Here is a 15,969-nt window from a genome sequence, read left to right on the forward strand (position 1 = left end):
GCATATACGGCTTTCATGCGATTCTCATCGTATGACGCCGATCACCGAGGTCGCCGGACGGCGGCTGGCGCTCAGCAATCTGGAGAAGGTCATCCATCCGGCGACCGGAACCACCAAGGGCGAGATCCTGCACTACTACGCCACCACCGCACAGGCGCTCCTCCCCCATGTCCACGACCGGCCGGTCTCCTTCCTGCGCTACCCGGACGGGCCCGAAGGTCAGCTGTTCTTCACCAAGAATCCGCCGCCCGGTACGCCATCGTGGGTAACGACCACCCCCGTGCCGCGCTCCGAGGACCCACGCGCCCGCCAGGTCGTCATCGCCGACCTGCCGTCGCTGGTGTGGGCGGCCAACCTCGTGGTGGAGCTCCACGTACCGCAGTGGACGGTCGCCGCGCCGGCCGTCGCCGACCGGATGGTCTTCGACCTGGACCCGGGCCCTCCGGCCACGATCGAGGAGTGCTGCGAGGTCGCCCTGTGGCTGCGGGAACGACTTGCCGCGGACGGTCTGGACGCCTACGCCAAGACCTCCGGGTCCAAGGGCATGCACATCCTGGTGCCGCTGGTGCCCACCCCATCGGCACAGGTGTCCGCGTACGCCAAGCAACTCGCCCAGGAGGGGGAGAGCGCCCTCCCCCGGCTGGTCCTGCACCGGATGAAGCGCAGTCTGCGGTCCGGGAAGGTCTTCGTCGACCACAGTCAGAACGCCGCGGCCAAGACCACGGCCGCCCCCTACACCCTGCGGGCGCGCGCCGAACCGACCGTCTCCGCGCCACTGACCTGGGAAGAAGTGGAGGCCCGCCGCAATCTGGTGCTCAGGCTGGCGGACATCGCACCCCGGCTCGACCGGTACGGGGATCTGATGGGCCCGCTCACCGACCCCGATCGGGCGCGCCCGCTGCCCTGAGTCCGCCCCCACCGCATGGGCACCCGCTCAGCACGGCCGTGCGGTGGGGCCGTCCCGGTGACGCGCCGCCCGCGCCCGGCGAGCCCGCACCCGCACCGACGACCGGCCGGGCCCACCCTGGCGCCATGGACGAGAGGCCCCCGACCATCGCACTGCGCCCGCCCGTCGATGTGATGCGCCCGCGGCCCGTCGACGAGATCCCCGACCAGGGCAGTACGCCCGGTGGCTTCCAGTACACGCTCAAACTCGACGGCTTCCGCGCGGTCGCCTTCGTCCTGGACGGCGGGCGGGTCTTCCTCCAGTCGCGCTCCCGCAGGGACCTGGCCCGGGAGTTCCCCGAGATCGCGACCGAGTTGGGGCGGCGGCTGGCGCCCGGAACGGTCCTGGACGGCGAGCTCTGCGCCTATCGGGACGGCAAGCTGAGCTTCACCGACCTGCTGAAGCCCGCCGCCGAGCGGCAGCGGCTCGCCGTGCCCGTCTCCTACATCGCCTTCGACGTCCTCGCGGTCCCGGGCCGCGACGTCAGAACACGACCGCTGCACGAGCGGTGGTCCCTGCTCGGCGAGGTGCTGGCCACCGTGGGCCCACCGCTGCAACGCGTCCTGGCGACGGAGGACCGGGCCACCGCTGACCTGTGGTTCCACGAGCTGCGCGGGGCGGGGGTCGAGGGGATCGTGGCCAAGGCCCTGGACTCCCCCTATCGACCCGGCACCACCTGGTCCTGGCGCAAGATCCGGCACGCCGATACCCGCGACGGGGTCCTCCTCGGTGTCTTCGGCCGCCCCGAGCGCCCCCAGGCGCTGCTGGTCGAACTCCCCGACGGTCAGGTCGTACGGACCTCACCCCGGCTGACCGCCGCACAGTCCTACGAGGTCGGCCGGCTGGTGGGCGGTCGACTGGGCGAGCAGGTGGAGCGGGAGGGACACGGGCCGGTGCGCCCGCTGATCGAACCGCTGCTCGTCGAGGTGCGCCAGCCGGCGGGCCGACGGGAGCCCACGGCCCGGTTCGTCCGGGTGCGCTCGGAGGGCTGACGCCCCGGGCACCCCGTGGGTCAGCTGCGCAGCCAGGTGCGGCGATCACGCGCCAAGGCGTGGAGCGCCGCGATGTCGGCGGGCTTGTGCACGGCCCCGAGGCGCGCGAAGGCCGACGCCTCCCCCTCCCGGATCACCCGTACGTCCCCCGGCGCCCGCACCACCTCCAGCCGTGCCGCGCCCACCACGGCGAGAACCGGGCGCACCGCCGTCGCCAGGGCCAAGCAGGCACGTTCCGCACGACGGCGGGTGAGCCGCAGAAGGGGCACGGGACCGCCCCGCCCGGCGCGGACCTCCGGGTCGGCGATCCGCAGCCGCAGCCGGTGGGCGGGCACCGTGTGCACGGCGAACACACCGCCGGGGCCGATCAGCAGATGGTCGATGCGATCGCCGCCCGGCAGCGGTACGGCGTGCAGCACCCGCCAGCCGGCGGCGTCGAGCTGCTCCAGTTCCGCGCCGAGCATCTGATGGGCCCGCAGTCGTGCCCGTGCGGAACGCCGGGGGTCGCGCGCCCAGCGGTGGGGCGGCCCGCTCGGCAGGTCCACTTCGGCATGGATCGTCTCGCCCGGCCGGTTGGGCGCCAGGTCGTCATCGGGGTGGAGGGAGAGCCTGGCCAGGTCGGCCCGGGTGGGCACGGGCGGCGGGCCGATCGTCCAGTCGCCGGTGAGATGGGGCGCGAGGGCGGACAGCACCGCCTGGCGGTACCGCTCGAAGACCAGGCTGATGTGCCCGGCGCAGCCCCGGGAAGCGCCCCGCACGGCACGTGGACCGCCCGTACGGCCGTTGTCGGGTACGGCGCCCGGTGGTCCGCCGCTCGGCTCGGAACCCGCTTCCGCGGTGCCGCGGGCTCCGCGTTGGTCGGGTTCGGCGGGGTCGGCAGGGTCGTCGGGTTCAGCAGGGTCGTCGGGTTCGTCAGGCTGGTCGACGGGGGATTCGCCCTCGACACTGCCACCACTGTCGTACCAGGCGACGTGTTGGCCGTTCGCCAAGCTGACGTAGAGCCGGGTGCGGCCCTCCCAGTGTGCTGGTGTGACCCGTAACGACGTCATGGCACCGCTCCAACCCCCGCGACCGGGAACCGCTCCTGGGATCCATGGGAACAGCCCCGGGGCCTTTGGGGCAATAACCCCTTGGGGCCTTGGGTGTGGTGCAGACTCTCCCCAAGCGCGGGGTTCAGGCGCATAGTTCTGCCGCGGAGTTGTGGCGCTCGGCTCTTGGGAGGGGGCAGGCGTGTTCGGGGGAATCGACGAGGTCGACTGGGCCGCACTGGAACATGCCTACGGTCCGGCGGACGACGTGCCCGAGTTGCTCCACGGGTTGACGTCGCAGGATCCGCAGGAGCGGGAAGCCGCGCTCGACGGGATGTACGGCGCGGTGCACCACCAGGGCGACGTCTACGACTCGACGCTGGCCTGCATACCGTTCCTGCTGGAGCTCGTCAGCGATCCGTCGGTCCCCGACCGCGGCGGCATCGTCGAACTGTTGACCAGCATCGGGGGCATCGACCTCGACGGGGACGACGAACTCGACCCCGATGACGCGGAGTTCGAGTACGCGGCGAACTACGCGATGGCGGCATCGGCGGTGACGGCGAGCGCGGACGTGTTCCTCGCCCTCGTCGACTCCGACGACCGCGGTGTGCGGCTCACCGCCCCGCTCGCCCTCGCGACGCTCCACGGCGAACCCGAGCTGGTGCTCGGATTGCTGCGGGAGCGGTTGAAGATCGAGCAGGACCCGGAGGTGCGCTTCGCCTGTGTGGAGGCGGCGGGCCGGGTGGCGCTGAGGCACGACTGGTTGGCGTCCGAGGTGGTGGAGTGGCTGGTGGAACTGGCCGGGCTGCCCGAAGGGGTCACCGGACCCTTACCGCCCGCGCTCCCGCCGCCTCCCGGACCCGTGGGCGCCTCCCGCACCTACGACGCGGGGCTGCGGCTCTCCGCGCTCGCCCAGCTCGCCCGCTGCGCTCCCCACGCCCTGCCCCCGGAGGTCGTCAGCGGAGTGACGGGCCTCCTGCGCGAGCTACGGGAGGAATCCTCGATCTCGGCCGCTCCTGCGGCAGAGGGGACGCCGCCGGCCGGCACACGACCGGAGCGCGGCGGCCTGGTCACCGGCCGGCCCACCCCCTGGACCGGGGACCTGTTGCGCACGCTCCACTCCGGTCTGGGCGATCGGGTCGCCGATCGCACGGCGCTCCTGGGTGACCAGCTGCGCAGCCCCGACGGCGGACAGCGGTTGGACGCGGTACGGATGAGCTGCGCGCTGCTGCGCACCTGGCGCGGGGAGTACGGCGAGCTGGTGAGCCTCGTCGGGGCGCAGTTGGCGACCCGGGAGCCGCGGCTGGCCGACGCCGCAGCGGTGACGTTGGGCGAGTTGTTCTCCCTGGCGGCACCCGCGGCGGACGCGCTGGCCGAGTTCGTGACGGCCGATCCGGGCCGCTGGGTCCAGGAGTGGGCCACCGGGCCGCGGATGCTGGGCAGCGCGCTGACCGCTCTGGCGCGTACGGGGGACGCGCGGGCGGTGCCGGTGCTGGCGCGCCTGTTGGAGTTGCCCGAGACCCCGCAGGACCTGGGGCAGGTGCTGGATCCGCTGGGCGCTGCGGCGACCGCGCTCATACCGGCGTTGCGCGGGCGGCTGGCCCGTATGTCGCTGGACCACCGGCTGTACGACCTCGCGGGGCCCGTGCTGTCCGGGTTGACGGCGCTCCGGGCGGTGGAGTCGCTCCCGGAGGTGCTCAGGGTGCTCAGGGGGGCACCGGAGTACCGCAGGGAGTGGGTGATCGAGTTGGTGCTGCGGGCGCTGACGGCGTTCGGGCCGGCGGCCCGTGCCTCGATACCGGACCTGCGGGCGCTGTTGGTGCGGGCGGGTGGCTCGCAGGCACTGTCGGGGGCGTTCGGGGCGAAGACGGCGGGTGCCCTGTGGGCGGTGGAGGGCGATCCTGCGGTGGTGCTGCCGGCGCTGCGCACGGCACTGTCGTCGACGGAGTCGGGGGCTCGGCGTTCGGCGTCCTCGGTGCTCGGTGCCATGGGCTCGGCGGCGCGCGAGACGGCGCCCGAGCTCGGTGCGCTGCTGCGGGCGCCGGACCCGTGGACACGGGTGGACGCCGCGCTCGCCCTGTGGCGGGTGACGGGCGAGCCCGACCGGGCGTGGCCGGTGCTGGCGGGTGCGTGGGAGGCGTTGCCGTTCACGCGCGTCCCGATCGCGGAGCGACTTGGCGAGCGGCTGACCCGGCCGGCCGGCGATGGCGCCACGGTGATGGAAGGGGCGGATGGGGCCGCGGAGATGCTCAGGGCCGAGCTGGGCCGGGTCCGGCGCCATAACGCCATCGACGGCGGGTACGGAAGCCATGACATCGTGAGGGACGAGAAGCTGCTGGCCCTGTGCCGGCGGGCGCTGACCAGGGAGAGACCTACGACATGATCATTTTCGGTACCAAGGGATACCTCCACCAGCTGGCGATGCTGACCCTCGTCTGCGGATCCTGCGGCAATCCGGCCGCGCACGCCCTGCGCAAGCGGGTCACCAAGTTCACGCTGTTCTTCGTCCCGCTGTTCCCGGTCTCGACGAAGTACGCCACGCAGTGCACGTTCTGCGGGGCCGAGCAGAAGCTCGTCAAGGAGCAGGCGGACCAGTTGCTGGCGCAGGGCGACGGCTGGCAGCAGGGCGGCCCGTCGTACGGAACCCCCCAGGGGCAGCAGGGACACCACGGCCAGCAGGGCCAGAACCCGTACCAGCGCTGAGCGCGGCGGTCACGGACCGCGTTCGTGACCGCCGGCGCCCGCCCGGTCGCGCTCGGTCCACCATCGGGGAGCGGGGGCCGCTGCGCATAAAGTGGTCGGGACCTCTTCGCCACGCCCGCCCCGGAGGACCGTGCCGCCGCGCCCGCCCCGTACGCCGCTATTCGCCGCCGCGCTGACAGCGGTCCTCGGCGTGCTGCTCGTGGGGTGCGGCGAGGCGGGTGAGCTGCGCAGCGCGGGTCCCACGGCCACCGCCACCGGCCCGGTGCAGCTGTGGCCGGGACTGGCGCCGGTCACCTCTCCCCCGTACGACTACGGCGAGACGAACACCGCGACCATCCCGGGCGTCGCGGTGCCGACGACCGGGGTACGCGACCTCGATCCGGTGGCGGTCGTCACGGCCGAGTCAATGGCGCATCCGGAGCTGTACACCGGGCCCGACGGCGTCTTCAGGACCACGCTCGCCCAGCTCAAGCAGTGCGAGAAGAAGCCGGAGGTCTGTCCGGTGATGTCGCCGTACTACCGCGACCTCACGGGTGACGGACTGGAGGAACTGATCTTGGGCATCAAGCTGCCCGATCAGTTGACGGCGGTCCGGGTCTACCGGCCCGAGGCGCGTTCCGACTCCCTGACCCGGATCATGTCGACGGCCGACCAGTTGGTGCGCGTGCAGTTGGCGGGGCGGGACATCGTGTTGCGCTCGGTGTCGGCCGGCATCCCCGGTTACGAGTACCGCACGGCCTGGTCCTGGGACGCGAGGAACGGCGCGATGCTGCCGACGCGCGACGAGATCGTCAGGGTCAAGCCGTCGACGGACGCCGTCGCGCCCGATGCCACGGGCTCCGCGGCGGAGCCCCAGTGAAGACCGCAAGCAGGGCGCAGGAGCATCGGGGCGGGTCCGCCCCCCACTCGGTCCCGGGGGTCAGGCGCCGCTGGACCGAGCTGCCCCGGTGGGCCGTCAGCCTCACCTGGAAGGCGGCCGTCTTCATCGTGGTCATGTGCTGTGTGCTGGCCACGCTGCTCGGGACGCTGGTGCACGCCGCCGTCACCAGTCAGACCGTCGAGCAGTCCCGGGAGAAGGCGCTGGACAAGCTGGACGAGGTCGCGGACGCCTATCGGGCCGGTGAGCCCCTGCCCCCGTATGCAGGAGTGGACCACGCGGCGCTGCCGGCCTCCTTGCGGACGCTGGCGGTGAGCGGTGAGCGCGGCACGGTGGTGAGCAGCTATGACGGTCGCCCCACGATGTGGGCGGCGGGCCCCGCGGACGGTCGGGCCCTGTACGTCCGCATCGACTACACGCTCAGCGCGAGCACCATCACGGGGCTCGATCGGGCGATCGTCGGTTCGTCGGTGCTGGCGATCGGGGCGACGCTGCTGGTGGGTGCGTTCGCGGTGACGCGGGTGACGCGGCGGCTGCATCTGACGGCGCAGGTGGCGCGGCGGATCAGTGCAGGCGATCTCGATGCACGGGTCAACGATCCGCGGACGCGCAATCCGTCCCGCCCTCAGGACGAGGTCGCCACGGTCTCGGTCGCCCTGGACTCCATGGCGTCCTCGCTCCAGGGCAAGCTGCTGAGCGAACAGCGCTTCACGGCGGATGTGGCGCACGAGTTGCGGACCCCGCTGACGGGGCTGACGGCAGCCGCCGAACTGCTGCCCGACGGCCGGCCCGCGGAGATGGTGCGGGACCGGGTGCGGGCGATGCGTTCATTGACGGAGGACCTGTTGGAGATCTCCCGGCTCGACGCGGGCAGCGAGACGGTGGATCTGGACGTCCACGAGTTGGGGCTGGTGGCCGAGCGGGTGGTGCGCGCTTCGGGCACCGAGACCGAGGTGCGTCTGGTGCGGGATGTGACGGTGGAGACCGATCGGCGCCGGCTGGAGCGGGTGCTCGGCAATCTGATCGCCAACGCCCATCGGCACGGGAAGGCGCCGGTGGTGCTGACGGTGGACGGACTGACGGTGACGGTCACCGATCGGGGGCCCGGCTATCCGACGTATCTGTTGGAGCACGGCCCGGCCAGGTTCCGTACGGAGGGCGGCAGCAACGGGCACGGTCTGGGGCTGACGATCGCGGCGGGTCAGGCGGCGGTGATCGGGGCGCGGCTGCACTTCGCCCAGGGGCCCGAAGGCGGCGCGGTGGCGACGGTGACCCTGCCGTGCCGTCCGGTGCCCGGGCAGCGGGGGCCGCTGGCCTGAGAAGTCCGCTGGCCTGAGAGTGCACGGGCCTGAGCGTGCATGGGCTCGCCAATCGGACCGCACATGCGCGACATAAAGGACATAAGACTTACCGCTTGCTAAGTTGCCTGCCATGACCGCCACCACCAAGGCGCCGGCACACCCCCCACCCCTCGCCCCCCACCCCACACGGCGTCGGGGCGTCGAACTCTCCCTCGTGGTCTGCGCCGTTCTCATCTGCGTCTACGGATACACCGCGGTCGGCCTCGCCCGGAACCACGCCGTCCCCGAAGACGCACTGCGCTACGGCGGCGGTCTCGGACTCGTCGCCCTCCTCGCCCACCTCGCCGTACGACTGCGCGCCCCCCACGCCGACCCGCTGCTCCTGCCGATCGCCGTGCTCCTCAACGGCCTCGGACTCGTCCTGATCCACCGCCTCGACCTGGAGACCCCCCACCGCACGGCGGCACCCGCCCAACTCCTCTGGTCGGCGCTCGGCGTGGCGCTGTTCACGGCGACCGTACTGCTGCTGCGCGACCACCGGGCCCTCCAGCGGTACGCGTATGTGTCCGTGGCCGCAGCGCTCGCCCTGATGACCGCCCCCATCCTGTTCCCCGCCGTCAACGGCGCCCGGATCTGGATCCGGATCGGCGAACTCTCCTTCCAACCGGGCGAGTTCGCCAAGATCCTGCTCGCGGTGTTCTTCGCGGCCTACCTCGCCGCCAACCACCACGCGCTCGCGGTCACGGGCCGCCGCATCTGGCGGCTCCAACTGCCCACCGGGAGGGTGCTGGGCCCCATCGTCACCATCTGGCTCACCAGCGTCGGGGTGTTGGTCCTCGAACGGGACCTCGGCACCTCGCTCCTCTTCTTCGGACTCTTCGTGATCATGCTCTACGTGGCCACGGGCCGAACCGGCTGGATCGCGGTGGGACTGACGCTCGCCGCCGCCGGGGCGTTCGCCGTCGGCATGTTCGAGCCCCATGTGCACGGCCGCGTGGAGGACTGGCTTGACCCCTTCGCCACCATCGAAGCCGGCCTCGGCGCCGGCCAGGTGGCACAGTCGCTGTTCGCCTTCGGCGCCGGCGGCGTCCTGGGCACCGGACTGGGCCTCGGACACTCCACCCTGATCGGCTTCGCCGTGAAGTCCGACTTCATCCTGGCCACCGCAGGCGAAGAACTCGGGCTGGTCGGCCTCACCGGCATCCTCCTGCTGTACGGGCTGCTCGTGGCCCGGGGCTTCGACGCCGGGCTCCATCTGCGCGACCCCTTCGGCCGGCTCCTCGCCATCGGCCTCGCCTCCATCGTCGCCCTCCAGGTCTTCGTGATCACCGGAGGCGTCACGGGGCTGATCCCGCTCACCGGGATGGCGATGCCCTTCCTCGCCCAGGGCGGCTCGTCCGTCGTCGCCAACTGGCTGATCGTGGCGCTCCTGATCAAACTGAGCGACTCGGCCCGCACCCCCCTCGACCCGCCGGAGGCGCGGTGATCCGCTACATCCGACGCGCGGCCTGGCTGTGCTGCGCCCTGCTCATCGCCCTGTTCGCCAACGCGGTCCGCCTCCAGGTCGTCGAATCGGACGCGCTGGGCGAGAGCCCCGCGAACCGCAGGAGCGCCATCGCCCGTTACGCCGAACCGCGCGGGAACATCATCGTCGGCGGACGTCCCGTGACGGGCTCCAAGGACACCCGACAGCAACTGCGGTTCGAACGCACCTATCCACAGGGCTCCTTGTACGCGCCCGTGACCGGGTTCTCCTCGCAGACGTACGGCACCTCCCTCATCGAGAACGCCCAGGACGGTGCCCTGGCCGGCACCGATCCGCTGTTGCGGCCCCTTCCCCTGTGGCACGACATCAGCCGGGGCCGACCGCCCGGCGGGGACGTCATCACCACCGTCGAACCGTCCATGCAGCAGGCCGCGTTCGCCGGGCTCGGCGGCAAGCGGGGCGCGGTCGCCGCGCTGGAGCCGTCAACCGGGCGGATCCTGGCCCTGGTGAGCAGCCCCTCCTACGATCCCGGGGTGCTCTCCGGCACCGGCCAGGAGGTGACCTCGGCCTGGAACCGGCTCCAGGCCGAGGAGACGCGCCCGCTGGTGAACCGGGCCATCCGTCAGACCTATCCGCCGGGCAGTGCGTTCAAGATCGTCACGGCTGCCGCGGCGTTGGACGCCGGGGTCGTCACCGATGTGGACGCACCCCTGGGAACACCCGACCCCTATCTGCTGCCCGGCACCAGGACCCGCCTCCCCAACGCCGTGCGCGGCTGCGCCGACGCCTCGCTCGCCCATGCCGTCCAGTGGTCCTGCAACACCGTCATGGCCGATGTCGGAGCCCGGGTGGGGCTGAGCGGGATGCTGGCCACGGTGAGCGCCTTCGGCTTCAACGACCGCGAACTGCGCATCCCCTCCGCGGTCACCCCGTCGAACTTCGACACCCGGATGAGCGTCGACCAACTCGCCCTCTCCTCGATCGGGCAGTTCAACACGACCGCCACACCGCTCCAGATGGCGATGGTGGCCGCGGCGGTCGCCCACGGCGGTGAGGTGATGCGGCCCCATCTGGTGGACCGGGTGGTGGCCCGCGGCACCCGGGCGATCTCCCGCACCCATCCGAGCCTCTACCAACGGGCGATGAAGCCCGCCACGGCCCGCCGGCTCCAGGACCTGATGGTTCGGGTCGTCGAGGACGGCACGGGGGCGAACGCCGCGATCCCGGGCGCGCGGGTCGGCGGCAAGACGGGCACCGCCCAGCACGGCCTGGACAACTCGGGCACGCCGTACGCCTGGTTCATCTCCTGGGCCCAGCGGGACGACGCCTTCCAACCCGCGGTGGCGGTGGCCGTGGTGGTGGAGGACGCGGAGGCGGTACGCACCCAGATCAGCGGTGGCGGCAGCGCGGCGCCCATCGCCCGGGCCGTGATGGAGGCGGCGCTCCGCAGGTGACCCGTCCTCCCCACAGCGGGAACCTCCCCCTCCCGTCCAGCCCGGGCGGCTGACTATGCCCAGGGATTGACGGACTTGCTGACGAAGAGTCTCATAAGGAGTGGCGCCCTCGGAACCGGCCCGCGCAGAAGGTCGCGCCCGTACCCGAAGGCAACCGGCCAGGCACTCCCCCGACGTTCGCGAGGTGTTCTCCACCATGACGACCGTGTCCGAATCCGAACTGCGCACCCTCCACGACGCGCTCGGCCCCCTCCGTGACCGGGAACAGGTCGCCGCCCGGCTGCTCGAAGCCTCCGCCAAGCACTCGTTCGACCCGGACAGCGAACTCGACTGGGACTCCCCTGTGGAGGAGGGCAAGTGGTTCTGGCCACCGGAGTTGGTCTCGCTCTACGACACCCCGCTCTGGCGCCGGATGTCCGAGGAGCAGCGGATGGACCTCGCTCGACACGAAGCCGCTTCACTGGCCTCGCTCGGCATCTGGTTCGAGATCATCCTGATGCAACTGCTGGCACGCCACATCTACGACAAGCCCGTGACCAGCAATCACGTACGGTACGCGCTCACCGAGATCGCCGACGAGTGCCGACACTCCATGATGTTCGCCCGGATGATCGACAAGGGCGGGGGCCCCGCGTACCCCGTACCGCGGCTCTACCACAATCTGGCCCGCGTCCTGAAGACCGTCTCCACCACCCCGGGATCGTTCGCCGCCACTCTGCTCGGCGAGGAGATCCTCGACTGGATGCAACGGCTGACCTTCCCCGACGAGCGCGTCCAGACGCTGGTGCGCGGCGTCACCCGCATCCACGTGGTGGAGGAGGCGCGCCATGTGCGGTACGCGCGGGAGGAGTTGCGCCGACAGATGGTGACCGCGCCGCGCTGGGAACAGGAACTCACCCGAGTCAGCTGTGGGCACGCGGCCCAGGTGTTCTCGGTCTGCTTCGTCAACCCGCAGGTGTACACGAACGTCGGACTCGACCGGCGCGAGGCCGTCGCCCAGGCACGGGCCAGCGGTCACCGTCGGGAGGTGATGCAGTCCGGGGCGAAGCGCCTGACGGACTTCCTGGACGACATCGGGGTGCTGCGCGGCCCGGGCCGCAGGCTCTGGCAGCGCTCCGGACTGCTCGCATGAGAGCTTCCTCCCTCGCCGCCCGCGGACCCTGCCGTGCGGTTACGCTGCGAAGCATGAGCACTCCCGTCCCGGCGCCCCGCGCCTACCGGCGGCTGAGCGTCGAGGAGCGCCGCAGCCAACTGCTGTCTGCCTCGCTGCGCCTGTTCGCCCACCGGGCCCCGGACGACGTCTCCCTCGACGACGTGGCCGAGGCGGCCGGTGTCTCGCGGCCCCTCGTCTACCGCTACTTCCCGGGCGGCAAGCCCCAGTTGTACGAGAGCGCCCTGCGCTCGTCGGCGGAGGTGCTGGAGCGGTGCTTCACCGAGCCCCGGTCGGGGCCTCCCACCGAACGGCTCGCGCGGGTCCTGGACCGCTATCTCGTCTTCGTCGACGAGAACGACACCGGGTTCAGCGCCCTGCTGCGGGGCGGCAGCGTGGTGGAGACCTCCCGGACGAACGCGATCGTGGACGGTGTGCGCAGGGCAGCCGCCGAACAGATCCTGGTCCACCTCGGCGCCCAGCAGCCGGGCCCCCGGTTGCGGATGGTGGTGCGCACCTGGATCGCGGCGGTCGAGGCTGCCTCGCTGATCTGGTTGGACGAGGGCAAGCAGCCGGCGCCGGACGAGTTGCGCGACTGGCTGGTGGACCACTTGATCGCCCTGCTCACCGCATCGGCCGCCACGGACGGGGAGACGGCCACCGCGGTGCGCTCGCTCGTCGCCCTGGAACGTCCCGAGGGCCCGGTGCACCGGCTCGTCGCCCGAGTGCTCCCCCTGCTGTCGGACGTCTCCCCCGCGCCCACGGAGTAGCACGGCGGCCCGCCCGCACCCACCGGGTGGCCGCCGCCGTTCGAACCCGACGGTGAGCGAGACTGTGCAGGTGAGAAGCGAAAGCACGCCTTTTGTCGGTGGCCCGCTCGATGGGCAGGTGCTGCCCGTCCTGGTGGGACCCACCGGGCATCCGCCCAAGTGGTACGAGATTCCCGTGCCGGGCGACGACGGGTCCACCGCGGTCGTCCACGCCTACCGTCGGGTCCCCCGCGGCTACACCAAGCGGCTCGGTCTCCAGCGGGGCTGGATGTACGAGTACGCGCCCGATGGCAGGGAGCGGCGCGAGCTGCGCTGGCCCTGGTCGAAGCCGTCGGGGCCGTCGAATCCGTCGGGGCCAGCCGACACGCCGTAGACCGCGGGCTCGTGCCCCCAGGAGTGACCTCGTTGGGCCGATCCGGCCACCCGGGAGGCGCGGCGGGACCGTGGGCCGCAGCCTCGGTCCGGGTGGAGGGGCCGCCCCGACCGGAGGTGATGAGGTGTCAGCGAGGTTGTGGGGCGGGACGGGCCTGGCGATCGTGATGGGAGCCGTCCCGGTGCTGGACCCGGTGGCAGCGCCCGCCTGGAGCGCCGCTTCGGCAACCGTCCGGCCGGGGGAAACCGCGCCGGCCCCCACCGCCGGCCCGTCCGCACTCCCCGGTACGGGGACGGCCGCCGACACGGACGGGAAGCCCGGGGCCGCGCCGCTGACCGTGGCCGGCGCGCTGGCCCAACTCCAGACGCTCTACCGCCAGGCGGGGGCGGCCGAGACCGACTACCGGACCGTCAAGAAACAGTTGGTCGCCCAGCGCACCCGGACGATCGCGTTGAACCGCGGGTTGAAGGCCGCGCGGAAGGCGCTGGCGGCCAGCCGCGACGAAGTGGGCCGCATCGCCCGTGAGCAGTACCAAGGGCGGTCCGAGGTGGGCGAGCTGTCGCGCTATCTACAGATCTTCCTCGGCCGTGAGCCGCAGCGTGCCCTGGACGAACGCCATCTGTGGGAGCGCGTCGCCGCCGACCGGCTGGCGACCCTGGACCGCCTACGGGACGACACCCGCCGGGCGACCACCCTGGCGGCGGCCTCCCGGCAGGCGTACGACCGCGAGCTGAAGCTGGCCGCCCGTCAGCAGGAGGCACGGCGGACGGCGGCCGACCGGCTGGCGGCGGTCGAGGAGCTGTTGGCCTCCCTCTCGCCCGACCAGCTGACCGCCCTGGCGGCCGTGGAGGGCGGCGAACTCACCGCGGGCGGCTCCGCGAACCCGTCGCGGTCTCCCGAAGAGACCGCGACGGACGACAGTGCCACTGACACCGACTGACGCCTGCCCCTACCGGGCTGCCGCGGCGCCGACCTCGGCCACGTACGCCTCGGTGCGGGCCGGGTCGTAGAAGAAGTTCTCGAAGTCCGCGGGGTCGTTGAAGCCGTTGGCGAACCGATCGGCGATCGGCTGGAGCTGGCCGGCGGCGCCGATCAGGTTGAGGATGTGCTCCGGCGGGGGCGCGAGCATGGCGTTCGTCCACTTGGTGACGTGCTGGGCGGTCTCCCAGTAGCGGTCGAAGGTGGCCTGCATCCAGTCGCCGTCGAACGGCTTGTCGCCGTGCTCGACGATGGAGTCGAGATAGGCCGCGGCGCACTTCGACGCCGAGTTCGAGCCCTGGCCGGTGATCGGGTCGTTGGCGACGACGACATCGGCGACCCCGAGGACCAGACCGCCCCCGGGAAGCTGTCCCACGGGCTTGCGCACGGTCGGCGCGTACCGCCCGGCGAGGGTGCCGCCCGCGTCGGTCAGTTCGACCTTGGTGGCGCGGGCGTACTCCCAGGGGAGGAAGCGCTCCAGCAGCTCCAGGGTGAGTGCGAGGTGCTCGGAGGGATCCTTGATCGACTGGAAGACGTCGAGCGGACCGCCGGGGACGCCCTCCCAGAACAGGATGTCGGCCCGGCCGGAGACCGTATAGGTCGGCATGACGAAGAGTTCACCGACGCCGGGCACCAGGTTGCAGCGGACCGCGTCGAACTCGGGGTGCTCGGGGCGCGGGCCCAGACCGTGGACGTAGGCCACGGCGAGTGCGCGCTGGGGGGCGTCGTACGGGGAGCGGGAGGCGTCCCGGCCGAACATGGAGACCAGTTCGCCCTTGCCCGCGGAGACCATGACCAGGTCGTAGGTGCGGGCGAAGTAGTCGAGGTCGCCGACGGCCGCGCCGTGGATGACCAGTTGTCCGCCGCGCTGGGCGAAGGTCTCCATCCAGCCGGCCATCTTCACGCGCTGGTCGACGGACTGGGCGTATCCGTCGAGCTTGCCGACCCAGTCGATCAGCCGCTGGGACTCCGGTCCCGCGACGGAGACTCCGAGGCCCTCGATCTTCGGGGCCTGGGTCTCCCAGAAGTTGACCCCGAGGTCCCGCTCGTGTTGGAGCGCGGTGTGGAACATGCACTGCGTCGACATGACCCGGCCGGAGCGGATCTCGTCGGCCGTGCGGTTGGACATCAAGGTGACCTCGTAACCCTTCGACTGGAGGCCGAGGGCGAGCTGGAGACCGGACTGACCGGCTCCGACTATGAGTATCTTCCGCATCCGGGGGATCTCTTTCGTCTGGGCAGAGCGAGCTGATGGACTATTCGGGGGTGGCTTCGAGCGCGTGGGCCACCAGAGCGAGGAGTGCCTCGATCACGGTGGTCCGCCTGCGCGCGTCCATGATCACAATCGGTACATGTACCGGTATGGTCAAGGCCTCCCGCACGTCATCAACTTCAAACATTTCCGAGCCGTCGAAGTGGTTCACCGCAACGACGTAGGGCAGCCCGCTGCTTTCGAAGTAGTCCAGGGCCGGGAAGCAGTCCGACAGCCGACGGGTGTCCGCCAGCACCACCGCGCCGACGGCGCCGCGGGCCAGGTCGTCCCACATAAACCAGAACCGTTGCTGTCCCGGGGTGCCGAAGACGTAGAGGACCAGGTCCTCGTCGAGCGTGATCCGGCCGAAGTCCATGGCGACCGTGGTGGTGAGCTTCTCCGGCGTCGCCGTGAGGTCGTCGGTCTCCTCGCTCGCCTGCGTCATCAGCGCTTCGGTCTGGAGCGGGGTGATCTCGGAGACCGAGCCCACGAAGGTCGTCTTGCCGACGCCGAAGCCGCCCGCCACCACGATCTTGGCCGCGGTGGGAGCGCGGGCGTGGTCGAGCTGCCAGTCCCGGAAACCCTCGTCCGCGGCCGTGACCGCGCTCGGGGGATCGTGCTGCGGCTGCTCGGGGTGATTCTGGGCAGGCAGAGTC

General features: G+C 71.8%; 15 protein-coding genes. 12 read left to right on the forward strand and 3 right to left on the reverse strand.

Annotated elements, in window-relative coordinates:
- The first annotated feature begins 31 nt into the window (after positions 1–31).
- Positions 32–907, forward strand: coding sequence for a non-homologous end-joining DNA ligase (gene ligD, locus ABZ348_RS03515; RefSeq protein WP_358928903.1), 876 nt, complete (start codon positions 32–34; stop codon positions 905–907).
- A 125-nt stretch (positions 908–1,032) separates the two neighbouring features.
- Positions 1,033–1,938 (forward strand): ATP-dependent DNA ligase, encoded by a 906-nt coding sequence (locus ABZ348_RS03520; RefSeq protein WP_358928905.1) that lies wholly within the window; start codon positions 1,033–1,035, stop codon positions 1,936–1,938.
- Positions 1,939–1,958: 20 nt separating this feature from the next.
- On the opposite strand, the gene ABZ348_RS03525 is transcribed toward ABZ348_RS03520, so the two are convergent.
- Entirely contained in the window at positions 1,959–2,987 is a 1,029-nt protein-coding gene (locus ABZ348_RS03525; protein WP_358928907.1) for a nuclease-related domain-containing protein, read from the reverse strand.
- Between the two features lie 181 nt (positions 2,988–3,168).
- Here ABZ348_RS03525 and ABZ348_RS03530 point away from each other — a divergent pair, with 181 nt between their 5' ends.
- The 10 genes from ABZ348_RS03530 (at position 3,169) to ABZ348_RS03575 (ending at position 14,023) form a co-directional block, all read left to right on the forward strand.
- The gene (locus ABZ348_RS03530) at positions 3,169–5,352 is read left to right on the forward strand and encodes a PBS lyase (protein WP_358928909.1); all 2,184 of its coding nucleotides are present in this window, start codon (positions 3,169–3,171) and stop codon (positions 5,350–5,352) included.
- Positions 5,349–5,672, forward strand: coding sequence for a zinc-ribbon domain-containing protein (locus tag ABZ348_RS03535; protein ID WP_358928911.1), 324 nt, complete (start codon positions 5,349–5,351; stop codon positions 5,670–5,672). The genes ABZ348_RS03530 and ABZ348_RS03535 overlap by 4 nt, the downstream gene beginning before the upstream one ends.
- 130 nt (positions 5,673–5,802) lie before the next feature.
- On the forward strand, positions 5,803–6,531 hold the full coding sequence (locus ABZ348_RS03540) for a hypothetical protein (protein ID WP_358928913.1): 729 nt from the start codon (positions 5,803–5,805) through the stop codon (positions 6,529–6,531).
- Positions 6,532–6,665: 134 nt separating this feature from the next.
- Positions 6,666–7,868, forward strand: coding sequence for a HAMP domain-containing sensor histidine kinase (locus ABZ348_RS03545; protein WP_358929801.1), 1,203 nt, complete (start codon positions 6,666–6,668; stop codon positions 7,866–7,868).
- Positions 7,869–7,980: 112 nt separating this feature from the next.
- Positions 7,981–9,336: an FtsW/RodA/SpoVE family cell cycle protein gene (locus tag ABZ348_RS03550; RefSeq protein ID WP_358928915.1), complete on the forward strand. Its 1,356-nt coding sequence runs from the start codon at positions 7,981–7,983 to the stop codon at positions 9,334–9,336.
- Positions 9,333–10,790 (forward strand): penicillin-binding transpeptidase domain-containing protein, encoded by a 1,458-nt coding sequence (locus tag ABZ348_RS03555; protein WP_358928917.1) that lies wholly within the window; start codon positions 9,333–9,335, stop codon positions 10,788–10,790. The genes ABZ348_RS03550 and ABZ348_RS03555 overlap by 4 nt, the downstream gene beginning before the upstream one ends.
- A 196-nt stretch (positions 10,791–10,986) precedes the next feature.
- Complete coding sequence (locus ABZ348_RS03560; RefSeq protein ID WP_358928919.1) at positions 10,987–11,922, forward strand: diiron oxygenase; 936 nt, start codon at positions 10,987–10,989, stop codon at positions 11,920–11,922.
- Positions 11,923–11,975: 53 nt separating this feature from the next.
- Positions 11,976–12,710, forward strand: coding sequence for a TetR/AcrR family transcriptional regulator (locus ABZ348_RS03565; RefSeq protein WP_358928921.1), 735 nt, complete (start codon positions 11,976–11,978; stop codon positions 12,708–12,710).
- Between the two features lie 70 nt (positions 12,711–12,780).
- Positions 12,781–13,083: a hypothetical protein gene (locus ABZ348_RS03570; RefSeq protein WP_358928923.1), complete on the forward strand. Its 303-nt coding sequence runs from the start codon at positions 12,781–12,783 to the stop codon at positions 13,081–13,083.
- Positions 13,084–13,207: 124 nt separating this feature from the next.
- Positions 13,208–14,023: a hypothetical protein gene (locus ABZ348_RS03575; RefSeq protein ID WP_358928925.1), complete on the forward strand. Its 816-nt coding sequence runs from the start codon at positions 13,208–13,210 to the stop codon at positions 14,021–14,023.
- Positions 14,024–14,032: 9 nt separating this feature from the next.
- Here ABZ348_RS03575 and ABZ348_RS03580 read toward each other — a convergent pair whose 3' ends face one another.
- The gene (locus ABZ348_RS03580) at positions 14,033–15,277 is read right to left on the reverse strand and encodes a styrene monooxygenase/indole monooxygenase family protein (RefSeq protein ID WP_358928927.1); all 1,245 of its coding nucleotides are present in this window, start codon (positions 15,275–15,277) and stop codon (positions 14,033–14,035) included.
- A 40-nt stretch (positions 15,278–15,317) separates the two neighbouring features.
- Entirely contained in the window at positions 15,318–15,965 is a 648-nt protein-coding gene (locus ABZ348_RS03585; RefSeq protein ID WP_358929803.1) for an ATP/GTP-binding protein, read from the reverse strand.
- Positions 15,966–15,969: the final 4 nt, after the last annotated feature.

Source organism: Streptomyces sp. NPDC005963 (assembly GCF_040638655.1).
Lineage (GTDB): Bacteria > Actinomycetota > Actinomycetes > Streptomycetales > Streptomycetaceae > Streptomyces.

Excerpts from the sequence above, each read along its gene's own strand:
- ABZ348_RS03560 (WP_358928919.1), top strand. The coding sequence starts at position 10,987 with ATGACGACCGTGTCCGAATCCGAACTGCGCACCCTCCACGACGCGCTC.
- ABZ348_RS03565 (WP_358928921.1), top strand. The coding sequence starts at position 11,976 with ATGAGCACTCCCGTCCCGGCGCCCCGCGCCTACCGGCGGCTGAGCGTC.
- ABZ348_RS03520 (WP_358928905.1), top strand. The coding sequence starts at position 1,033 with ATGGACGAGAGGCCCCCGACCATCGCACTGCGCCCGCCCGTCGATGTG.
- ABZ348_RS03535 (WP_358928911.1), top strand. The coding sequence starts at position 5,349 with ATGATCATTTTCGGTACCAAGGGATACCTCCACCAGCTGGCGATGCTG.
- ligD (WP_358928903.1), top strand. The coding sequence starts at position 32 with ATGACGCCGATCACCGAGGTCGCCGGACGGCGGCTGGCGCTCAGCAAT.
- ABZ348_RS03525 (WP_358928907.1), bottom strand. The coding sequence starts at position 2,987 with ATGACGTCGTTACGGGTCACACCAGCACACTGGGAGGGCCGCACCCGG.
- ABZ348_RS03545 (WP_358929801.1), top strand. The coding sequence starts at position 6,666 with ATGTGCTGTGTGCTGGCCACGCTGCTCGGGACGCTGGTGCACGCCGCC.
- ABZ348_RS03580 (WP_358928927.1), bottom strand. The coding sequence starts at position 15,277 with ATGCGGAAGATACTCATAGTCGGAGCCGGTCAGTCCGGTCTCCAGCTC.
- ABZ348_RS03550 (WP_358928915.1), top strand. The coding sequence starts at position 7,981 with ATGACCGCCACCACCAAGGCGCCGGCACACCCCCCACCCCTCGCCCCC.